The organism is Aeromonas sp. Lyrl_2 (assembly GCF_051948815.1).
In the GTDB taxonomy this organism is placed as follows: Bacteria; Pseudomonadota; Gammaproteobacteria; order Enterobacterales; family Aeromonadaceae; genus Aeromonas; species Aeromonas veronii.
Map to the genome: position 1 here is coordinate 84,234 of NZ_JAYJLJ010000016.1, position 17,732 is coordinate 101,965.

Here is a 17,732-nt window from a genome sequence, read left to right on the forward strand (position 1 = left end):
TCATGAGATGTCCAAGTTGCATGAGTGAGGCGGTGGACAAGGTTGAGGATGAACGGGTCGGCAGGGCCTGTGCCATGGGATGTGGTGCTGCGGGTGGCTACGCTTGTGCCGCGACCTTTGCCAAGCTGGGAGCCGGTTGGGGGGCCTCTTTGGGCAGTCTTGGCACGCCAGTCGGCGCTATCGCCGGCGCTGTGGGTGGCGCATTGCTGGGCGGGGCGACCGGAGGCTGGCTGGGTCTGTTGCTTGGCCGTTCCATCGATCGGCAGATTTCACGGGAATATTGCTGCACGGCCTGTGATTACCGTTTCAAGCGGTGAGCACGCCAACTTCGGCACAGTGACAGTCATGGATACCACACCGGGTATCCATGTTGATCTGCTTCTGGCCTGAACTCAGGCTGCGCTGACGCTCTCCAGCTCGAACAGCTTCTCCAGATAGACGGCGACGCCATCTTCATCGGAGGTGAGGGTCTGCTCATACTCCGGCAGCGCCATTTTCAGGCGGTCATGGGCGTTGCCCATCACGATGCCGCGTCCCACCATGGTCAACATCTCGAAGTCGTTCATGCCATCGCCGAAGGCGATAGCCTCCGACATATCGAACCCGTTCTGCTCCAGCACGGCACGCACAGCATTGCCCTTATGCACCCCGGCGTGCATCACTTCGAGGCAGTCCGGCAATGAGAAGGTGACATTGAGCTGATCGCCATAGCGCTGGTTGAGGTGCGCCTCGATCTTCAGCAGCTTCTCGTGGTCGCCGATGTAGAACACCTTGTTGATCTGCTCTTTCGGTTCCTGTTTCAGGTCATCGACCAGGCGGTAGGTGAACCCTGACTCGTCGTGGAACTGCAGCAGCCAGGGCAGCTCTTCTTCCACTACCCAATCATCACCCTGATAGACATTGAGGTGGATAGAGGGGTCGCGCTCCAGCGCAATCAGTTCGGCGGCGATCTCGGTTGGCAGCGGCTGGTTGAAAATCAGCTGATCCTGTTTGTCATGGACCACGGCGCCATTGGAAGTAATAAGGTAGATGTCCATCCCCAGCGCATCGCGGAAGCTGCGAACGTCAACATGATGACGGCCGGTGGCGACCACGAATTTCACACCTTGTTCTACCAGGCGGTGCAGGGTATCCCGGGTACGGGGAGAGATCTGGTGCTGCTTGTTGAGCAGAGTGCCATCGAGATCGGATACAACTACCTTGAACATCATTACCTCGGCATCGATTGAAAACAGGGGCAGTTTACCTTAGCCCGCACTGTCACCCCATTTATTTAGGGTTACAAAAAATAGCCAGCTCAGAAGCGGGCGAAAAAGTCGACCATCGCGGTCAGGGCGGGCTGGCGCTTGTCATCGGATTCGATAAACAGCTCGTGCCAGGCTCCCTCGATGCGCACTGGTTTGCCCCCTTCGCACCTGGCAATGGTGCAGAAGCGATCCTGCGCGGCATTGTCTACCACGCTGTCGCTGCCCGCTTGCAGCACCAGCAGCGGGGTTTTGATGGCGCCCGCATCGGCGATGGCGGCATCGGCACCGGTGATCCCCTGATAAATCCAGTGGGCGGTCGCGCCACCCAGCTTGATCTGCGGGTGCTGCTCGTAGATTTGGCGGAAGGCTTGATAGCGGGGCTGGCTGTGAGTCAGTTCGTTATCGGCAAAGCCGTGATCCTGATAGGCTCCCTGACCGGGGCCGTAGGGAGGCTCACCAATCCAACCGCCGACCGTGCCTATGGTGCTCGCCAATCCCTTGGCCAGCCACTTGGGCAGACCGCCGAGATTGATGCCCAGCATGGGGGAGGAGAGTACGGCTGCTTTGATATCATCGGGCCAGCGCTCCAGATAGCGGGCCGAGATGGCGCCGCCCATGGAGTGGGCCAGCAGGAACAGCTTTGCAGGCTGGTCCGCCATGATTATCTGGTCGTGAAACTGCTTGAGATCGACCACATAATCGTCGAACTGGTCGACATATCCCTTCTGCGGGTCATTCAGCATCCGGCCAGACATCCCTTGACCACGATGGTCGATGAGATAGAGGCTGTAGCCCTGACGCCAGAGATCCCACGCCAGCTCCTGATACTTGAGGTAGCTTTCGACCCGGCCATTGACGATGAGGATGGCGCGATCAACCTTCTCCTGCCGCAGCGCGGCATAGCGGATGGTCACCCCGTCCTTGCCCTTGAACTCTCCTTCAACCGCATGCTGGCGCCAGAAGTCGGGTAGGGTTTGCTGGTAGAGGCTGGGTACATCGGCTTCGCTGGTGAGCTGATAGGTATTGGTCACGGCAAGGGCTCCGGCAGAAAACAGGGTCAGGGCCAACAGGGAAAGAGAGAGGGGGTTCATCAGGCACACTCCTGTTGCCAATGGTGATAAAGGGAGGCGATATCCCCCGAGCAGAGCAGCGCCATGCTGGCTTGCAAGCGGGGCAGGGGCCAGTCCCACCACTGCATCTCTTGCAGCATGGCGATCTGCTCATCGCTGAAGCGGCGGCGGATCGGCTGGGCCGGGTTGCCGCCGACTATGGTGTAAGGGGCCACATCCCTAGTCACGACGGCGCGGGTGGCGATGACGGCGCCATCACCTATGGTGATGCCGGGCATGATCATCGCTTCCGAGCCGATCCAGACGTCATTGCCAATCCGGGTGTCCCCCTTGCGCTGAAAGCCGCTGCGGGCCCCTTCGCCAAAGGTGTCGGGGTTGAACGGGAAGGTGGAGACCCAATCCAGCCGGTGGCCCTGATTGCCCGCCAACATGAAGGTGGCGCCCGAGCCGATGGAGCAGAATTTGCCGATGATCAGCCGGTCCACCTCGCCCCAGAGGCCGCTCTCCCAAGTGTCGCGGGTCGAGCCATCGCCGAGCAGGTAGCGGACGCAGTGATCCTCGAACGGCTTGCCGTGGTAGTAGCCGGAGTAGTAGCTGTAGTCGCCGGCCTCTATGTTCGGGTTGGTCAGGTGATCCCGGATGATTTGCGATTCCAGCCAGCTGCCAAAAGGGTTATCCATCACTCCTCCTGCGGATCGTCCTGTTCGCTCTGCTGCGCCCACCCTTTGCGGGTCAGCTGCATCCGTTGCCACCACTCTTCGTCCGCCAGAATTTCACCGGCCGGGCCGAGCTGGGGGTAGGGCATCTCTTTCTCTTTGCAGAGTTGGGCATAGATAGGATAACCCCCCTCGAACAGGATGCTGTTTTGCTCCTCCAGCGTGAGCGGGCAGCCGCGTTGATAGCAACCGGCCAGCTCGCGCTGACGCTGGGCTTCGTAGAGGATGGCGGCAGCAGCCACCGAGACGTTGAGGGACTGCACCATGCCGACCATGGGAATGACGATATGGTGGTCGGCCAGCGCCAGCGCCTCTTCACCGATGCCGTGCTTCTCCTGACCCACCAGAATGGCGGTCGGTTTGGTGTAGTCGATGGCGCGAAAATCGACCGAGCTGTCGGAGAGGTGGGTTGCCAGGATCTGCATGCCTGAAGCTTTCAGCTCGGCAACGGCTGTGCCGATATCCGGGTGCAGTTTTACATCCACCCAGTTCTGGCTGCCGCGGGCGGTGCCTTTGCGCTTGTGGATCCAGGTTTTGGGCCAGACGGCGTGTACCCGGTGGATGCCGATGGCATCGGCGGTACGCACGATGGCGGCCAGATTGTGAGGTTTATGGACCTCTTCCATGCAGACGGTCAAATCGAGCTGACGCTGGGTCAGCATGTCGGTGATGCGCTTGAAGCGTTCGGGGGTCATGGCTTGTCTCTATAAAAGCAGCAGGCGGCTTGCGCCGCCTGTGTTCAGTTCTTCTGTCGGCTCACCTTGAGCACGTTGGGCATCACGCGGATCTTCCGCATGATGTTGGCCAGGTGGATGCGGCTCTTGGTGGTGATGAGCAGGCTGACCTGATAGACCCGGCCATCCTTCTCTTCGGTGCTGATGGCGTGAATATTGGCGCCGGTGGCGGCAATCACGTTGGCCAGCTCGGCCAGCGCACCCTGATGGTTGACGATCTCGATGCTGATGCCGGTGCGGAACTCCTGTTCCTGCTCCTTGTCCACTTCCCACTGCACCGGCAGGTACTTGTCCGGCTCCTTGCTGTAGCCCTTGATGTTGCGACAGGCTTCCTGATGGATCACCAGACCCTTACCCGGGCTGATGTGGGCGATAATGGCATCTCCCGGGATCGGACGGCAGCAGTTGGCGAAGGTGACCAGCATGCCGTCGGCACCCTTGATCGGCATCTTCTTGCTGCTGGTTTTGGGCTGCTCTTCCGGCGGTAGTTCATCCCCCAGCATGCGGCGCGCCACCATGACGCTCATGGCGTTGCCAAGGCCCACATCGGCCAGCAGCCCCTGCAGATTCTCATGCTTGGTATCGGCGAGCACCTGCTTGATGCGCGGCTCGGGGATGTCTTCGATATTCTTGGCGCCCAGCGCATGGTTGAGCAGGCGGCGACCCAGCACCACCGACTCTTCGGTGCGCAGGTTTTTGAGGAACTGGCGGATCTTGGAGCGTGCCTTGGTGGTCACCACAAAGTTGAGCCAGGCCGCGTTTGGGCGGGCGCCCGGCGCCGTGATGATCTCCACCGTCTGGCCCGAGTGCAGCGGGCTGCTGAGCGGGTAGGGGTGGCGGTCGACCCGCGAACCGACGCAGGCGTGGCCGATGTCGGTGTGCACCGTGTAGGCGAAGTCCACCGGCGTGGCGCCAGCGGGCAGCTCCATGATGCGTCCTTCCGGCGTGAACACGTAGATCTCGTCGGGGAAGAGGTCGGTCTTGACCCCTTCGATAAATTCAAAGGAGCTGCCTGCGCTCTGCTGCAATTCCAGCAGGCTCTGCATCCAGCGCTGGGCGCGGATCTGGGCAGTGGTGCCCGAACTGTCGCCATCCTGCTTGTAGGCCCAGTGGGCGGCAACCCCTTTGTCGGCCATCTGATCCATGAACTCGGTGCGAATTTGCACCTCCACCGGTACCCCGTGCGGCCCCACCAGAGAGGTGTGCAGCGACTGGTAGCCGTTGGTCTTGGGGATGGCGATGTAATCCTTGAAGCGGCCGGGGCGCGGCTTGTAGAGGCTGTGCATCTGCCCCAGCACCCGGTAACAGGTATCTATGTCCTTCACCTTGACCCGAAAGGCGTAGATATCCATTACCTCATGAAATTGCAGCTCTTTTTTCTCCATCTTGTTGTAGATGGAGAAGAGATTCTTCTCGCGGCCACTGACCTGATGCTCGATCCCCGCCTCTTTCAGGCGACCGCTGATTTCGCTCTGGATGGAGTCGATGATCTCGCGGCGATTGCCACGGGCGCGGCGCACCGATTCGCGCAACACGCGGGATCGCATCGGATAGAGCGCCTCGAAGCCCAGCTCTTCCAGCTCGTTCTTCATGGTGTGAATACCGAGGCGGTTGGCGATGGGGGCGAAGATTTCGAGGGTTTCCCGAGCGATACGGCGGCGCTTGTCAGGGCGCAGAGAGCCCAGGGTGCGCATATTGTGGGTGCGGTCGGCCAGCTTGATCAGAATGACCCGGATATCCTGGGTCATCGCCATCACCATCTTGCGGAAGTTCTCGGCCTGCGCCTCTTTGCGATCGCGAAACTTCAGCTTGTCGAGCTTGGAGACCCCGGCCACCAGTTCTGCAACCGCATTGCCGAATTGTTCGGCCAGATCGGCCTTGGTGACAGAGGTGTCTTCAATGACGTCGTGCAGCACGGCGGCCATCAGGGTTTCATGATCGAGGCGCATGTCACCCAGGATTCGGGCAACGGCAACAGGGTGGGTGATGTAGGGTTCGCCACTGGAACGCATCTGGCCCTGGTGGGCATCACGGGCCACCACATAGGCTTGCTTGAGCTTCTCAACCTGCTCTGGCGGCAGGTAGGAACTGGCTATTTCTTTAAGGTTTTCAAATAAATACAAGACAGTCCCCGCAGCGGTGAAACGGCAATTCGTGGAATTGAGGGTATAGCCCTGAGTTTGCGAGGTTTTCGAGCGGTTGTAAATGGGGATGAACAGTCGGCACCCGGGCGGGTGCCAACCGGAGGAATAACTTAACCGCGGCCTTCGGCGATGGCAGCAACGGCAGCCAGCTCGGCGGCTTCCTGCTCTTGCTGTTCGTAGCGGTCCTGGGTGTCCATCACTTGATTGTTCACCAGACCCAGCTCGATCTCACGCAGGGCGATCACAGTCGGCTTGTCGTTCTCTTCGTCGACCAGGGGATCTTTGCCTTGTACCGCGATTTGACGAGCGCGGCGCGCGGCGACCAGCACCAGGTCAAAACGGTTACCTACCTGTTTTACAGCATCTTCTACAGTAACGCGTGCCATGCAGGACTCCAGTGTTTGGGCTTTCTGTATTTAGAAAAGCAGTGTTTAAAAATGACGCAAAAGTTTACTTGTTTTTGGCTTACTCTGCCAGTAGCTGTTGCAGCAAGTTTTTTTGAGCCTGTTGCTGGTGACGCATCTCCAGCCGTTGGCACTCAATAATGGACCTGAGCTGGAACAGCGCCTGCTCGAAGTCTTCATTGATAATGACATAGTCATACTCGTCGTAGTGCACCATTTCGGCAATGGCTTTCGCCATTCGGCCGGCAATCACTTCGGCGCTGTCCTGACCGCGCCCAATCAGGCGGCGTTCCAGCTCTTCGCGGCTGGGGGGCAGGATGAAAATGGATTTGGTCGGCATCTGCTCGCGGATCTGGCGGGCACCTTGCCAGTCGATGTCGAGGAATACGTCGATCCCCTTGGCCAGACAGGCTTCGATGGCGGCGCGTGAGGTGCCGTAGTAGTTGCCGAACACTTCGGCCCATTCCAGAAAATCACCACGCTCGATCAGCGCCTTGAACTCTTCCACCTGAACGAAGTGGTAGTGTACGCCGTGCTCTTCGCCCGGGCGGGTGGCGCGAGTGGTGTGGGAAACCGACAGCTGCATCTTGCCCGCAGCGTTATGTTGGGTCAGCAAGGCACTGAGCAGACTGGATTTACCCGCGCCGCTCGGAGAAGAAATGATATAGAGAGTGCCTTGTTGCGCCATATTATTACCTTTAATCGAAACCGCTGTTTTGGTTGTAGCAGAGACCGCCGTCTTGTGCCCGAAAGGGAGACAGCCAAACGCGAAACGCGGAAAATTCTTGAGTCAGGAGGATGTAAAGGCGGCGAATTTTACCAGAATGCGGCGAATAAAAAAACGGCCGGAATCATATTCCAGCCGATCAAAGTATTCGTAGCTTGCTGCGGGAGCGTAACCCACATCAGCCTGCATTGTGCCTTTGGCTGAGGGCAGAGGCTATCAGGTTATCCCTGCCTGATGGCTCGGAATTCCCGAGGTGCTCTGTCAGTACGGCAGCTGGCGATCGGCGCAGAGCCGATCGAACGCGGCGATCACCTGCTCGCTGGTGATTTTTCGCATGGCCTCCGGATCCTTGAGGCGGGTGCGCCAGCTCAATTCGGCCAGCGGCTTGCCGGTCTCCTGCTCGACCAGCTCCTGATAGACGCTGACCACGTAGTCGCGGCACAGATAGGGGCCGGTGCGGGCCGGATTGTGGTGGGCATAGAGACCGATCACCGGCGTGCCCACTATGGTGGCCATATGGGTGGGGCCGGTATCGGGGGCCAGCACCAGACTCGCCTCACCAATCAGTGCCAATAACTGCTTGAGGTTGGTCTGCCCCACCAGATCGACCGGCTTGCTCTGGCTGAGTTGCCGGATCTCGGCGGCCAGATCCCGCTCCAGCTTGGCCGGCCCGCCACAGAGATAAACCTGAAAGCCCTTGCTGGCGGCGTGATCCGCCAGCGCGGCATAGCCTGCGGCCGTCCAGTTCTTGAAGGCCTTGCTGGCGGCAGCGCAGATAAGCAAGGTCGGTTTACCGCCAATCTTCTCCCTTGCCCACGCCTGATGTTCGGCGCTGATGGGCAGTTGCCAGTCCGGGGTCAGATCCTTGATGCCGAGCTCTTTGGCGAAAGCGAGGAAACCGTCCAGCACATGGGGAGAGGCAGGCGAAGGCACCTTGTGGTTGGTGAACAGCCACTGGCCGTCGTTGGCCCGTTCCCGATCAAACCCGAGTTTGACCTTGGCGCTGATGCCGAGGGTGGCGATGCTGGCTCGCATCGCTGCCTGCAGGTGGAGCAGGGCATCGAATTTGCGCCCCTTGAGGGTATGCCAGAGATCGCGATAGCCGCGCCACCCCTTGCTCTTGTCGAAGGGGATTACTTCGACGCCGGGCAGATCAGCAAACAGGGTTGCCTCGATTTTGCCGGTGATCCAGGTGATGCGGGTTTGTGGCCACTCCCGCTGGATGACGCGCACCAGCGCCAGTGCGTGGCAGCAATCCCCGATGGCGGAGAGCCGCAGGATGCAGATGGAGGAGGGGGGCGTTTGAAATAGCGGCATGTTGTGGCGCACGGCTGGCAAAAAGGGTGGATGGCATTATGCAAACTCCCCTCTGGATTGTAAAATTGCGCACAATCGTCAGCCGGGATAGGCCGGGCCCAGCGCCATGACCTGTCTCTGCACGTTGTTGATTAAAGGCCACTATTGCGGGCATGCCAGAGCGGCAGCCTCATCGCCAATTGAAAAATTGCGATCCATGACCCACCGAGCGGGATCTCCACGATGCGAGTACAGACCGAACACAACCAGATCTGCTGGTATGCCGAAGGGGCCTTTCGCGACCCTTCTCCCCAGTTATTCGATCCTGCCTGGTGGCAGAACAACCGTCAGGTGGTGGGAACCTCCATCGGACGGGGAGTGACCTGGTTCGTCAAGGATGAGTCCCGCCATCTGGTGCTGCGCCACTACTATCGTGGCGGCATGGTGGGCAAGGTGGTGCGGGATCGTTTCTGGTTCGAAGGGGTCGAGTCGAGCCGCGCCATGGCCGAATACACCCTGCTGGCCAAGCTGTGCGAGCTGGGGCTGCCGGTGCCGCGTCCGTTTGGTGCCCGTATGGTCAAACAGGGACCCTTCTATCGTGCCGATATCCTGATCGAGCGAATTCGCGGTGCCAAGGATATGGTGGCGTTGCTCAAGCAGGGGCCGGTAGCGACCGAGGTGTGGCACAAGATAGGTCAGACAGTGCGTCAGCTGCACGATGCCGGGGTCTATCACGCCGATCTCAACAGCCACAACCTGCTGCTCGATAAAGAGGGCAAGGTGTGGGTGATCGATTTTGACAAGGGGGCGATCCGCTCCCCCGGCGAATGGCAGAAGGCCAATCTGGAACGCTTGCTCCGTTCATTCAATAAAGAGTCTCAACTGCATACCAGTTTCCACTTCGTACCGGAGAACTGGCAGACCTTGATGAACGGGTATCAGGGAAAAGCGCTCTGACCCTGTTGCTCGGCGTGAACGCCAATGTTACTTATTGAGCAGGTATTCAGATCCTGTTTCGAGGCGCCCCATGGAAATGCTCAAGACACCTTTGGTCGATGTGACTGCCCGGCTTGATCCGGGTCTGCTGTCTGATGCCATGGCGCTGCTGGAGGCGGGGATCTGGAGCTGGTCAGCCCAACATGGACTGCAGCGTGATCCCTCCTGCCTGCGCCTGTTGGGATTGGGAGAGTGCTGGCCGGATGATCTCGGCTGGCTGGATCGGGTTCATCCCGACGATGTTGCCCTGCTGGAAGATGCCCTGCTCGCCTGCCAGAGCGGCCGCAGCAGCGGTCTGCGCCTCGAATACCGCATTCTGCATCATCACGGTCACTACATCCGGCTGGAAGAGCGGATGCGTCGTGATGAGCGGGGTTATCTGCTGGGGGTTGTCCGTCACCTCGATCCCGCTGCCGTGCTGGTGGAGGAGCGACATGGCACCGATCCGCTGACCGGTCTGGAGAGCCGTGGCCGCTTCGAGCAACTGCTTGAAGAGCGGCTGGCGACCGAGAGCGGCACTTTCAGTCTGCTGCAGTTTTCGGTCGATCACATGGCCAAAATCCAGCAGTTGTTTGGTGAAGCTGCTTGCGACGCCATGCTGGCCAAGCTGGCGCGTATCGTGCGTCACGAACTGCGGCGGGAAGATCCCTTCGCCCGCTGGGATGAGGACGGTTTTATCCTGATGCTCTCCCAGACCGAGCGGATGAGTGCGCTGGAGATCGCCGAGCGGCTGCGCCTCGAGATTGCCGATGCCAGCCTGCTGTCACAGCGGCCGGTCACCGTCAGTATCGGGCTGGTGCAGAGTCAGGCTGGCGAGCAGCTCGATCATCTGCTGGCCCGGCTGGCCAGCTGTCACAGTCAGGCCAGACGGGAGCACAACACCGTCGTCGGCTGAGTGTGGTCAGGGTTGGCCGCGCTTGTCACGCTGGCAGACCCAGAGCGAGGCCAGCATCAGCAGGCCGCCGATGGTCAGTCGGGTCAGGTCGGTATCCTTGCCCCAGAGCAGCAGATTGACCAGCAAGCCGGCCGGAATGAGCGCATTGTTCATGATGGCCAGCACCCCGCTGGTGACCAGCGTCGCCCCCTTGTTCCAGAGGAAGTAGCCGAGGCCGGAGGCACCCACCCCCAGCCAGAGCAGAATGCCCCACTGCAACCCTGACGTTGGGTATTGCGGCTTGCCCAGCAGCCACCAGGCGGGCAATGCGATCACCAGCGCTCCCAGATAGAAGCAGCCGAACACCGCCAGTTGCGGCGGTTGCTCCGCCTCCCGTGCCAGCAGTACCTTGTAGCCCACCTGACCGAGCGCGAAACAGAGGTTGGCCCCCTGCACCACCATAAATCCCAGCACATAGCTTTCGGTCAGGCCGTCGAAGCGGATGACGGCAGCCCCGAGCACCGCCAGCAGGGCACCCCACAGATAAACAGGCTTGAAGCGGCGCTCCAGCAGATCGTGGAGCAGGGTGACGTAGATGGGGGTGAAGATGGTAAAGACCAGCACTTCCGGCACTGTCAGCAGCAGGAAGGAGTGGTAGTAGAAGAGATACATGATGCCGAGCTGGATGGCGCCCAGCGCCATCAGCTTGGCCGCCAGATCGGGGCGCAGCCAGCGGCGGCGCAGGAAGGGCAGAAACACCAGACTGGCGAGGGCGATTCGGGTCAGCACCGAGAAGTAGGCATCCACCTGACCGGCGAGGTAGACCCCGATCAGGCTGAAGGAGAATGACCAGAGCAGGGTGACCCCTATCAAGTAGTTCATGTGTTTGATTTATCGTCAGTTGTCAATTTTAAGGGGGCTATGATGGCCGAGATGGAAGCGGCAATCCAGCGTTTATGGGCGCGATTGCCACAGGTCGGAGCATTTTCCTTTACCGCCAGCAATGGCGAGGGGTCGGCGACCGACTGGAATGGTCGGGGCGAGGGGCGTGTGCAGGTGACCGATCATCAGGGTGGCTGGCTGTTTAACGAGCAGGGCCGTTACATCACGCCTCATGGCAGGGAACTCGCCATGCACAACCGCTTCTGGTGGCAGCGCAGTGCGCGGGGGATCCGTCTCTCCCATCTGCGTTATCAAGCGCCGGTTGAACTGTTCGAGCTGCTGCCGCAGGGGGATGGCCGCTGGCTGACCGCCGAACCCCATCTGTGCGGGGCGGATCACTACAGCGCCGAGCTGACCGAGATCGACGGTGGTTTTCTGCTGAGCTGGCAGATCACCGGGCCGCGCAAGAACGAGCGACTCAGCTATCGCTATCTGATCTGACGCCGGCTGGCAGGCATAAAAAAACCGGCGCAGAGCGCCGGTAGCGGGGGACAAATCGGAGGTTTTTTAAAACAGTCCCAAAAACAGGAGAGATAGACTCTCGTCACACATTCAGAGATGGACTTCAGACATTCAGGGCATAACTCAGCATGGCTTGCAGCTTGCTATCGAAGAACCAGGGCAGCAGTACCATCAGCAGGCCCAGGATCCCGGCCAGCCGCTGGCGATACTGCCAGCCGGCAATCAGTACCAGACCACCGCACAGTGTGGTCAGGATGCCTGACATAGGGAGACCTCGCGCTGCATGCGACGCTGTTGCGCCCACTGGTTCATGGCGACCGAGCCGAGGATCAGGGCCAGGGCCACGCCGGTGGTGGGGTGGATCTGCTCGCCGAGGAACAGGGCACCCAGCATCACGCCGAACAGCGGCACCAGATAGTTGCTGAAGGAGGCGAACGTCGGGCCGGCCTTCTGGATCAGTGCCATGTAGAGGAAGTAGACCAGACCGGTACAGAGGGTACCCAGCACGGTAATCGCGCTCAGGGCCTGGGTGCTCGGCAGGGTCAGGCTGCCGAGATCAACCATGAAGGGGGCGACCAGCAGCAACTGGATTGCCGAGGAGATCAGGATATTGCGGGCGACCACGACCGGATGGTCCTTGGCGAAGCGCTTGATCATCAGCAGGCCGATGGCGAAGCAGCTGGCTCCCAGCAGGATGGCCATGGCACCAAGCAGACCGGCGTTCATGCCCTGGGAGAGTTTCGGCCAGAACAGGGTGAGTACACCGGCAAAGCCGATGATCACGGAAAGCAGACCGGTTTTGGTGATTCTTTCACCAGAAATAAACAGCGGTGCAGCCAGAATGGTCACAAACGGGATACAACCCATGACCACGGCGGCGATGGCGCTATCCACATACTGTTGGCCCCAGGCGACCATGATGAAGGGGATGGTGGCATCCAGCAGGGCGATCAGCATATAGGTGCGCCACGGGGTGTGCTCACTCTTGAGCCGCATGAACAGGCAGAGCAGACCCAGGGTCAGGCTGCCGCACAGGGCACGACCGGCAGCCACCAGAATGGGGGGCAACTCGGCAACGGCCTGGTGCATGAAAATGAATTGGGAACCCCACAGCAGGCCAATGGCCAGCAATAACAGATAGCTACGCATTTGAATCTCCGATGTATTAAGCCAGCGCATTCTAGGCAATCTGTTACTATGGTAAAAATGAATTGTTGGCATTTAACTATGGCTAATATCGATGGATAGCTCGCTCGCCCGTCTCGACCTCAACCTGCTCGCCGTATTCGACATGCTGATGCAGGAGCGCAATGTCACCCGTGCCGCCGAACGGCTACATCTCTCCCAATCCACCGTCAGTCACGCCTTGGGGCGGCTGCGAGTGGCGCTGGATGACCCGCTGTTCGTGATGAGTCGGCGCGAGATGATGCCGACCGAGCGAGCCAAGGCGCTGGCCGGTCCGGTGCGCCAGGCGCTGGCGATGCTGGAGCAGGGATTGCGGCAGGCCAAAGGGTTTGATCCCGCCACCGCGCGGCGGATTTTCCGCATCGCTACCCCGGGTTCGGTAGAGCATGGGCTGGTGCCGGTGCTGGTGGAGCGGCTCCATCGGCAGGCCCCTCACTGTCGGCTTGAGGTGTGCGAGCTGGCCGACAGCAACTACGAGCGGGAGTTGGAAAAGGGTGAGCTGGATCTGGTGATCGGTTTCGCCGGGGCGAATCATCTCTCACCGCGCTTGTGGCGGGAGGAGTGGTTCAACAACCCGCTGGTCTGCCTATCGCCGCTCGGCAGCGAGTTGCCCGATGTACTGACGCCGGTTGAGCTGGTGAGCCGTCCCCACATCCACACCTCCAGCTGGGGTCACAGTCAGGCGATGGTGGAGCTCTGGCTGGCCCGTTTCGGGGTGGAGCGGGAGCTGGGCGTGCGGTTGCCGAGCTTTATGGCGGTGCCGCCGCTGATGGCGACCGACCGCTATCTGGTGGTGGTGCCCGAGATGATCGGGCGCCACTTCTGCCGCTACTACCCGCTGCGGATGCACCAGCTCGACCCCGCCATCCCTATCGTCTACCTGATGGCGGGGCACCCGCTGACCGCCCATGACGAGGCGATCGGCTGGTTCAAGAGCCTGTTGCACCAGCTGGTGTTCGACCTCTACGGCGACGATGCACTCGGGACTCCCGCTCAGCGGATGTTGGCGAAGTAGTCGAGCCCCATGGCGCTTTTCACCTCCGCCAATACCTCATCGGTGATGATGCGAGCCTGCTCGGTGCCCTGATTGAGCAGCTCCAGCAGCATCTTCTTGTCGGCGATAGCCGCGGCCCGGCGCTCCCGCATCGGGGCGAGCAGGGTCTGCAGGCAGTCGTTGAGCACCTGTTTGCAGCGCATGTCCCCCAGTCCGCCGCGCCGGTAGTGCGCCTTCATCTCGGCGACCAGCGCCTTGTCGGGGTGAAAAGCATCGAGATAGGCGAACACCGTATTTCCCTCCACCTGACCCGGATCGCTCACCTTGAGGTGGTTGGGGTCGGTATACATGGCGAACACTGCCTGTTTGACCTCTTCCGCCGACATGCCGAGTTCTATGGTGTTGCCGAGGGATTTGGACATCTTGGCCTTGCCGTCGATGCCGGGTAGGCGGCCGGTGTCGCTCAGGATCGGCTGGCATTCGGTCAGCACCTCTTTGCCTACCAGCGAGTTGAAGCGGCGGACGATCTCGTTGGTCTGCTCCAGCATCGGCAGCTGATCTTCCCCGACCGGCACATGACTGGCGCGAAAGGCGGTGATGTCGGCGGCCTGACTCACCGGATAGACCAGAAAACCGGCCGGCAGCGTGCGCTCGAACCCTTTCTGCTGGATCTCCGCCTTGACGGTGGGGTTGCGCTCTAGCCGCGCGACGCTGACCAGATTGAGGTAGTAGCAGGTGAGTTCGGCGAGGGCGGGCAGGGCGCTCTGCAGGCAGAAGGTGGTCTTGGCCGGGTCGAGGCCGACCGCCAGATAGTCGGCCATCACCTCCAGCACGTTGTCGGTCACCTTGGCCGGATTGTGGCCGTTGTCGGTCAGCGCCTGCAGATCGGCGATCATCACGAATTGACGGTAGTGGTGCTGGGCTTCGACGCGCTGGCGCAGGGAGCCGACATAGTGGCCGATGTGCAGTTTGCCGGTGGGACGATCGCCAGTCAGGATAACGGGGTTGTGCATGTCACTCTCTCCAGTTGGGTGAGCCGGGAGGCGACAAAGGGATAAAAACAGTTGACCGCCTCTCGGCGGTCACGGTGTTTTCTTTGGGAAATTTACAATAGAAACGCGGTGCCGCCTGTTTAGGAGCAGCACCACCAGTAGTTGTGATTGAATGCGGTCATGTTCATAGCAAATCAAACTACGCCGGTTTCATTACTTCTGCAAGGGGACGACCAGCAGATCGCAGGGCACCGTATTCATCAGCTGGCGGGCGCTGGAGGTGAGCAGGCTCCAGAAACTCTGGCGATGGCCGCACACCAGCAGGTCGATCTCATACTCCTTGACCGCCTGATTGACCCGCTCGCTCAGATCGCCGCAGATCACCAGCTTCTTCTCGATGGGATAGTCCACCGAGGCCAGAAATGCCTCCAGCTTCTCTTTCGCTTCGGCGATCACCTGATCCTGCACGTTGTCGATGTCGATATCGATCATCTCGGTGTAGAGATCCTTGAGGTCCACATCGACATGGATAACCGACAGCTTGGCGCCGTTGGAGCGGGCTCTGTCCACCGCCTTGTCGATCACCTTGCGGTTATCTTCAGAGAGGTCGATCGCGGCCAGAATATGCTTGTAATAGGTTGTTCCACTCATGGGGGTTCTCCTTACCGATCCTTCAGCCCACTATACCAATCTCTGCTGAAACTAAAATGGTGCCTCAGGCACAGTTTTGGGATTTAAATGAGTTTAATGACGTGTGACACAGGGTCAGCCACTCAGTTATTAACCACTATTTGCCTATAAATTAAACAAGAGTTTGATGCCGGTCACACCCCTCGGCTTGCCGAGCAGGGGGGAGAGGCATAGGATGGGCCCGTGCTTCGCAATGAACACAAAACAACAAAAAGCATCTGAATACCGCTTTGGGGAGCCACGTGCTCCCTTTTGTTTTTCTGCCTCATTTCCTGCTGCTTTTCTTGCCGTTTTCTTGCTGATAGAGATCCGGCATCAAGTTAATCTCCCGCGACTTGGTTATGCTGTAGCCAGTTTCTTTGGAGGCCTTCTCATGATCATTCATCCCCAGATTCAAGGTTGTGTTGCCCGCAACTGTCACCCTATCGGCTGTCGCGCCGCCGTGCAGCAGCAGATCGAACGGATCAAGGCCGCTGGCCCGTTCAACGGCCCCAAGCGGGTGCTGGTGCTGGGTGCCTCCTCCGGGTTTGGACTGGCGTCGCGCATTGCGCTCGCCTTTGGTGCCGGTGCCGACACCATCGGTATCTCGTTTGAGCGGGGCCCTTCCGACAAAGGGCTCGGCAGCGCCGGTTGGTACAACAACATCTGGTTTCGCAAGGAGGCGGAGCAGGAGGGGCGTATCGCCATCAACCTGATTGGCGATGCCTTCTCCGACGGCATGCGTCAGCAGGCCATCGACACCATCCGCCAGCAGTTGGGGCAGGTGGATCTGGTGATCTATTCGCTCGCGAGCGGTATCCGGGTGCTGCCCGATGGCACGCAGGTGCGTTCGGTGCTCAAGACCACCGGCCAGCCGTTCAGCGGTTGGGGATTGGATCTGGAACGCGATACCCTGGTGCAGCAGTCGCTGGCGCCCGCCACGCCGGAGGAGATCCGCGACACCGTCACTGTGATGGGGGGCGAGGATTGGCAGCTCTGGATGCAGGCGTTGCAGCAGGCGGATTGTCTCGCCCCCGGTGCGCAAACCGTCGCTTACTCCTATATCGGCCCGGAATCTACCTATCCCCTCTATCGGGATGGCACCATCGGTTATGCTAAGGAGCATCTGCACGCCACCGCCGAGACCATCAACCTGCAGCTGGCCGAGATTGGTGGTCACGCCTGGGTGTCGGTCTGCAAGGCGCTGGTGACCAAGGCGAGCGCCTATATCCCGGTGCTGCCGGTCTATCTGGGCCTGCTGATGGGGGTGATGAAGGAGCGCGGCGTCCATGAGGGCTGCATCGAGCAGATGCAGCGACTGTTTGCCGCCAAGATGTATGGGGCCAATGGGGTGGTGGCCGATGGCAACCGGCTGATCCGGATGGATGACTACGAGCTCGACCCGGCCATTCAGGCCGCCGTTTCGGCGCTCTGGCCCAAGGTGACGCCGGACAATTTCCATGCGCTGGGGGACTTTGCCGGGCTGCGGCAGGATTTCATGCAGCTCAACGGCTTCGAGCTGCCGGGCGTCGATTATGCTGCGCCGGTGGATGTCGCCTCCCTTAGGGAGCTGACCCCCTGAGCTGAAAGAAACGGGATCTCCCTCTCGTTGGCGGGTTGATTCGTGACGGGAGTGTGGCGACAATCGATACCAAATCACTGAGGAGAAACAAGATGCTGGCCCAAGCCATGATCGAGAAGTTGAACGAGCAGATTAACCTGGAGTTCTACTCCTCCAATCTCTATCTGCAGATGAGCGCCTGGTGCGAAGACAAGGGCTTTGAGGGGGCTGCCACCTTCCTGCGTCAGCACGCGGTCGAGGAGCGCCAGCACATGGAGCGTCTGTTCACCTATGTGAGCGAGACCGGCGCCATGCCCAAGCTGGGTGCCATTGATGCCCCTCCCCACGAGTTCAAGTCGCTGGGCGACGTGTTCCGTACCACTCTGGAGCACGAGTATCACATCACCAAGTGCATCAATGGTTTGGCCCACGTAGCCTTCACCACCCAGGACTACTCCACCTTCAATTTCCTGCAGTGGTATGTGGCCGAGCAGCATGAAGAGGAGAAGCTGTTCAAGAGCATCGTCGACCGTCTGGGTCTGGTGGGTGAAGATGGCAAAGGCCTCTACTTCATCGACAAGGAGCTGGCCGAACTGGCCAAAGGCGCCCCTGCCAGCATCATGGACAGCAACGCCTGATAGTCGTGGACACTTAGTGTTCAGCCAGTACAATAACGGCCCTTTTAAGGGCCGTTGTTTATTCTGGTGGGCAGTCACCGT

20 protein-coding genes are annotated in these 17,732 nt (G+C 60.0%); 7 read left to right on the top strand and 13 right to left on the bottom strand.

Annotated elements, in window-relative coordinates:
- Window positions 1-2: 2 nt before the first annotated feature.
- Entirely contained in the window at window positions 3-317 is a 315-nt protein-coding gene (locus tag VF684_RS14785) for a hypothetical protein (RefSeq protein ID WP_107683453.1), read from the top strand.
- Window positions 318-392: 75 nt separating this feature from the next.
- On the opposite strand, the gene VF684_RS14790 is transcribed toward VF684_RS14785, so the two are convergent.
- The 8 genes from VF684_RS14790 to VF684_RS14825 all read right to left on the bottom strand — a co-directional run bounded on the left by VF684_RS14790 (window position 393) and on the right by VF684_RS14825 (window position 8,359).
- A complete protein-coding gene (locus VF684_RS14790; protein ID WP_005339262.1) occupies window positions 393-1,208 on the bottom strand; it encodes a Cof-type HAD-IIB family hydrolase in 816 nt (271 codons plus the stop codon).
- 89 nt (window positions 1,209-1,297) lie between these two features.
- Window positions 1,298-2,338 (bottom strand): alpha/beta fold hydrolase, encoded by a 1,041-nt coding sequence (locus VF684_RS14795; RefSeq protein ID WP_139440374.1) that lies wholly within the window; start codon window positions 2,336-2,338, stop codon window positions 1,298-1,300.
- Complete coding sequence (locus VF684_RS14800) at window positions 2,338-2,997, bottom strand: CatB-related O-acetyltransferase (protein ID WP_139440373.1); 660 nt, start codon at window positions 2,995-2,997, stop codon at window positions 2,338-2,340. Before VF684_RS14800 ends, VF684_RS14795 begins: the two co-directional genes overlap by 1 nt.
- Window positions 2,997-3,728 (bottom strand): tRNA (guanosine(18)-2'-O)-methyltransferase TrmH, encoded by a 732-nt coding sequence (gene trmH, locus VF684_RS14805; protein ID WP_139440372.1) that lies wholly within the window; start codon window positions 3,726-3,728, stop codon window positions 2,997-2,999. The genes VF684_RS14800 and trmH overlap by 1 nt, the downstream gene beginning before the upstream one ends.
- A gap of 44 nt (window positions 3,729-3,772) precedes the next feature.
- Window positions 3,773-5,890, bottom strand: coding sequence for a bifunctional GTP diphosphokinase/guanosine-3',5'-bis pyrophosphate 3'-pyrophosphohydrolase (gene spoT / locus VF684_RS14810; RefSeq protein WP_005339255.1), 2,118 nt, complete (start codon window positions 5,888-5,890; stop codon window positions 3,773-3,775).
- Window positions 5,891-6,021: 131 nt separating this feature from the next.
- Complete coding sequence (gene rpoZ / locus VF684_RS14815) at window positions 6,022-6,297, bottom strand: DNA-directed RNA polymerase subunit omega (RefSeq protein ID WP_005307060.1); 276 nt, start codon at window positions 6,295-6,297, stop codon at window positions 6,022-6,024.
- 79 nt (window positions 6,298-6,376) lie between these two features.
- Window positions 6,377-7,003, bottom strand: a complete 627-nt coding sequence (gene gmk, locus VF684_RS14820; RefSeq protein ID WP_440174323.1) for a guanylate kinase — start codon at window positions 7,001-7,003, stop codon at window positions 6,377-6,379.
- Between the two features lie 300 nt (window positions 7,004-7,303).
- The gene (locus VF684_RS14825; protein ID WP_201998723.1) at window positions 7,304-8,359 is read right to left on the bottom strand and encodes a glycosyltransferase family 9 protein; all 1,056 of its coding nucleotides are present in this window, start codon (window positions 8,357-8,359) and stop codon (window positions 7,304-7,306) included.
- Window positions 8,360-8,581: 222 nt separating this feature from the next.
- On the opposite strand from VF684_RS14825, the gene VF684_RS14830 reads away from it, so the two are divergent.
- Window positions 8,582-9,295 (top strand): 3-deoxy-D-manno-octulosonic acid kinase, encoded by a 714-nt coding sequence (locus tag VF684_RS14830; RefSeq protein WP_005339249.1) that lies wholly within the window; start codon window positions 8,582-8,584, stop codon window positions 9,293-9,295.
- A gap of 70 nt (window positions 9,296-9,365) precedes the next feature.
- A complete protein-coding gene (locus VF684_RS14835) occupies window positions 9,366-10,229 on the top strand; it encodes a GGDEF domain-containing protein (RefSeq protein ID WP_201998725.1) in 864 nt (287 codons plus the stop codon).
- Between the two features lie 6 nt (window positions 10,230-10,235).
- On the opposite strand, the gene VF684_RS14840 is transcribed toward VF684_RS14835, so the two are convergent.
- Complete coding sequence (locus VF684_RS14840; RefSeq protein WP_139440370.1) at window positions 10,236-11,090, bottom strand: carboxylate/amino acid/amine transporter; 855 nt, start codon at window positions 11,088-11,090, stop codon at window positions 10,236-10,238.
- Between the two features lie 39 nt (window positions 11,091-11,129).
- On the opposite strand from VF684_RS14840, the gene VF684_RS14845 reads away from it, so the two are divergent.
- Entirely contained in the window at window positions 11,130-11,591 is a 462-nt protein-coding gene (locus VF684_RS14845; protein ID WP_139440369.1) for a DUF6314 family protein, read from the top strand.
- 124 nt (window positions 11,592-11,715) lie between these two features.
- Here the strand turns inward: VF684_RS14845 and VF684_RS14850 are convergent, their stop codons facing one another.
- The gene (locus tag VF684_RS14850; protein WP_106844426.1) at window positions 11,716-11,877 is read right to left on the bottom strand and encodes a hypothetical protein; all 162 of its coding nucleotides are present in this window, start codon (window positions 11,875-11,877) and stop codon (window positions 11,716-11,718) included.
- The gene (locus tag VF684_RS14855; RefSeq protein WP_005357113.1) at window positions 11,862-12,761 is read right to left on the bottom strand and encodes a DMT family transporter; all 900 of its coding nucleotides are present in this window, start codon (window positions 12,759-12,761) and stop codon (window positions 11,862-11,864) included. Before VF684_RS14855 ends, VF684_RS14850 begins: the two co-directional genes overlap by 16 nt.
- Window positions 12,762-12,852: 91 nt before the next feature.
- On the opposite strand from VF684_RS14855, the gene VF684_RS14860 reads away from it, so the two are divergent.
- Window positions 12,853-13,812: a LysR substrate-binding domain-containing protein gene (locus tag VF684_RS14860; protein ID WP_440174324.1), complete on the top strand. Its 960-nt coding sequence runs from the start codon at window positions 12,853-12,855 to the stop codon at window positions 13,810-13,812.
- On the opposite strand, the gene trpS is transcribed toward VF684_RS14860, so the two are convergent.
- Both trpS and VF684_RS14870 read right to left on the bottom strand, forming a co-directional pair.
- Window positions 13,791-14,804: a tryptophan--tRNA ligase gene (gene trpS / locus VF684_RS14865; protein WP_139440368.1), complete on the bottom strand. Its 1,014-nt coding sequence runs from the start codon at window positions 14,802-14,804 to the stop codon at window positions 13,791-13,793. The genes VF684_RS14860 and trpS overlap by 22 nt on opposite strands.
- Before the next feature lie 192 nt (window positions 14,805-14,996).
- Window positions 14,997-15,434: a universal stress protein gene (locus VF684_RS14870; RefSeq protein ID WP_005339229.1), complete on the bottom strand. Its 438-nt coding sequence runs from the start codon at window positions 15,432-15,434 to the stop codon at window positions 14,997-14,999.
- A 412-nt stretch (window positions 15,435-15,846) separates the two neighbouring features.
- On the opposite strand from VF684_RS14870, the gene fabV reads away from it, so the two are divergent.
- Both fabV and ftnA read left to right on the top strand, forming a co-directional pair.
- The gene (fabV, locus tag VF684_RS14875) at window positions 15,847-17,034 is read left to right on the top strand and encodes an enoyl-ACP reductase FabV (RefSeq protein WP_139440367.1); all 1,188 of its coding nucleotides are present in this window, start codon (window positions 15,847-15,849) and stop codon (window positions 17,032-17,034) included.
- A gap of 92 nt (window positions 17,035-17,126) precedes the next feature.
- Window positions 17,127-17,651, top strand: a complete 525-nt coding sequence (ftnA, locus tag VF684_RS14880) for a non-heme ferritin (protein WP_005339225.1) — start codon at window positions 17,127-17,129, stop codon at window positions 17,649-17,651.
- The last annotated feature ends 81 nt before the right edge of the window (window positions 17,652-17,732 follow it).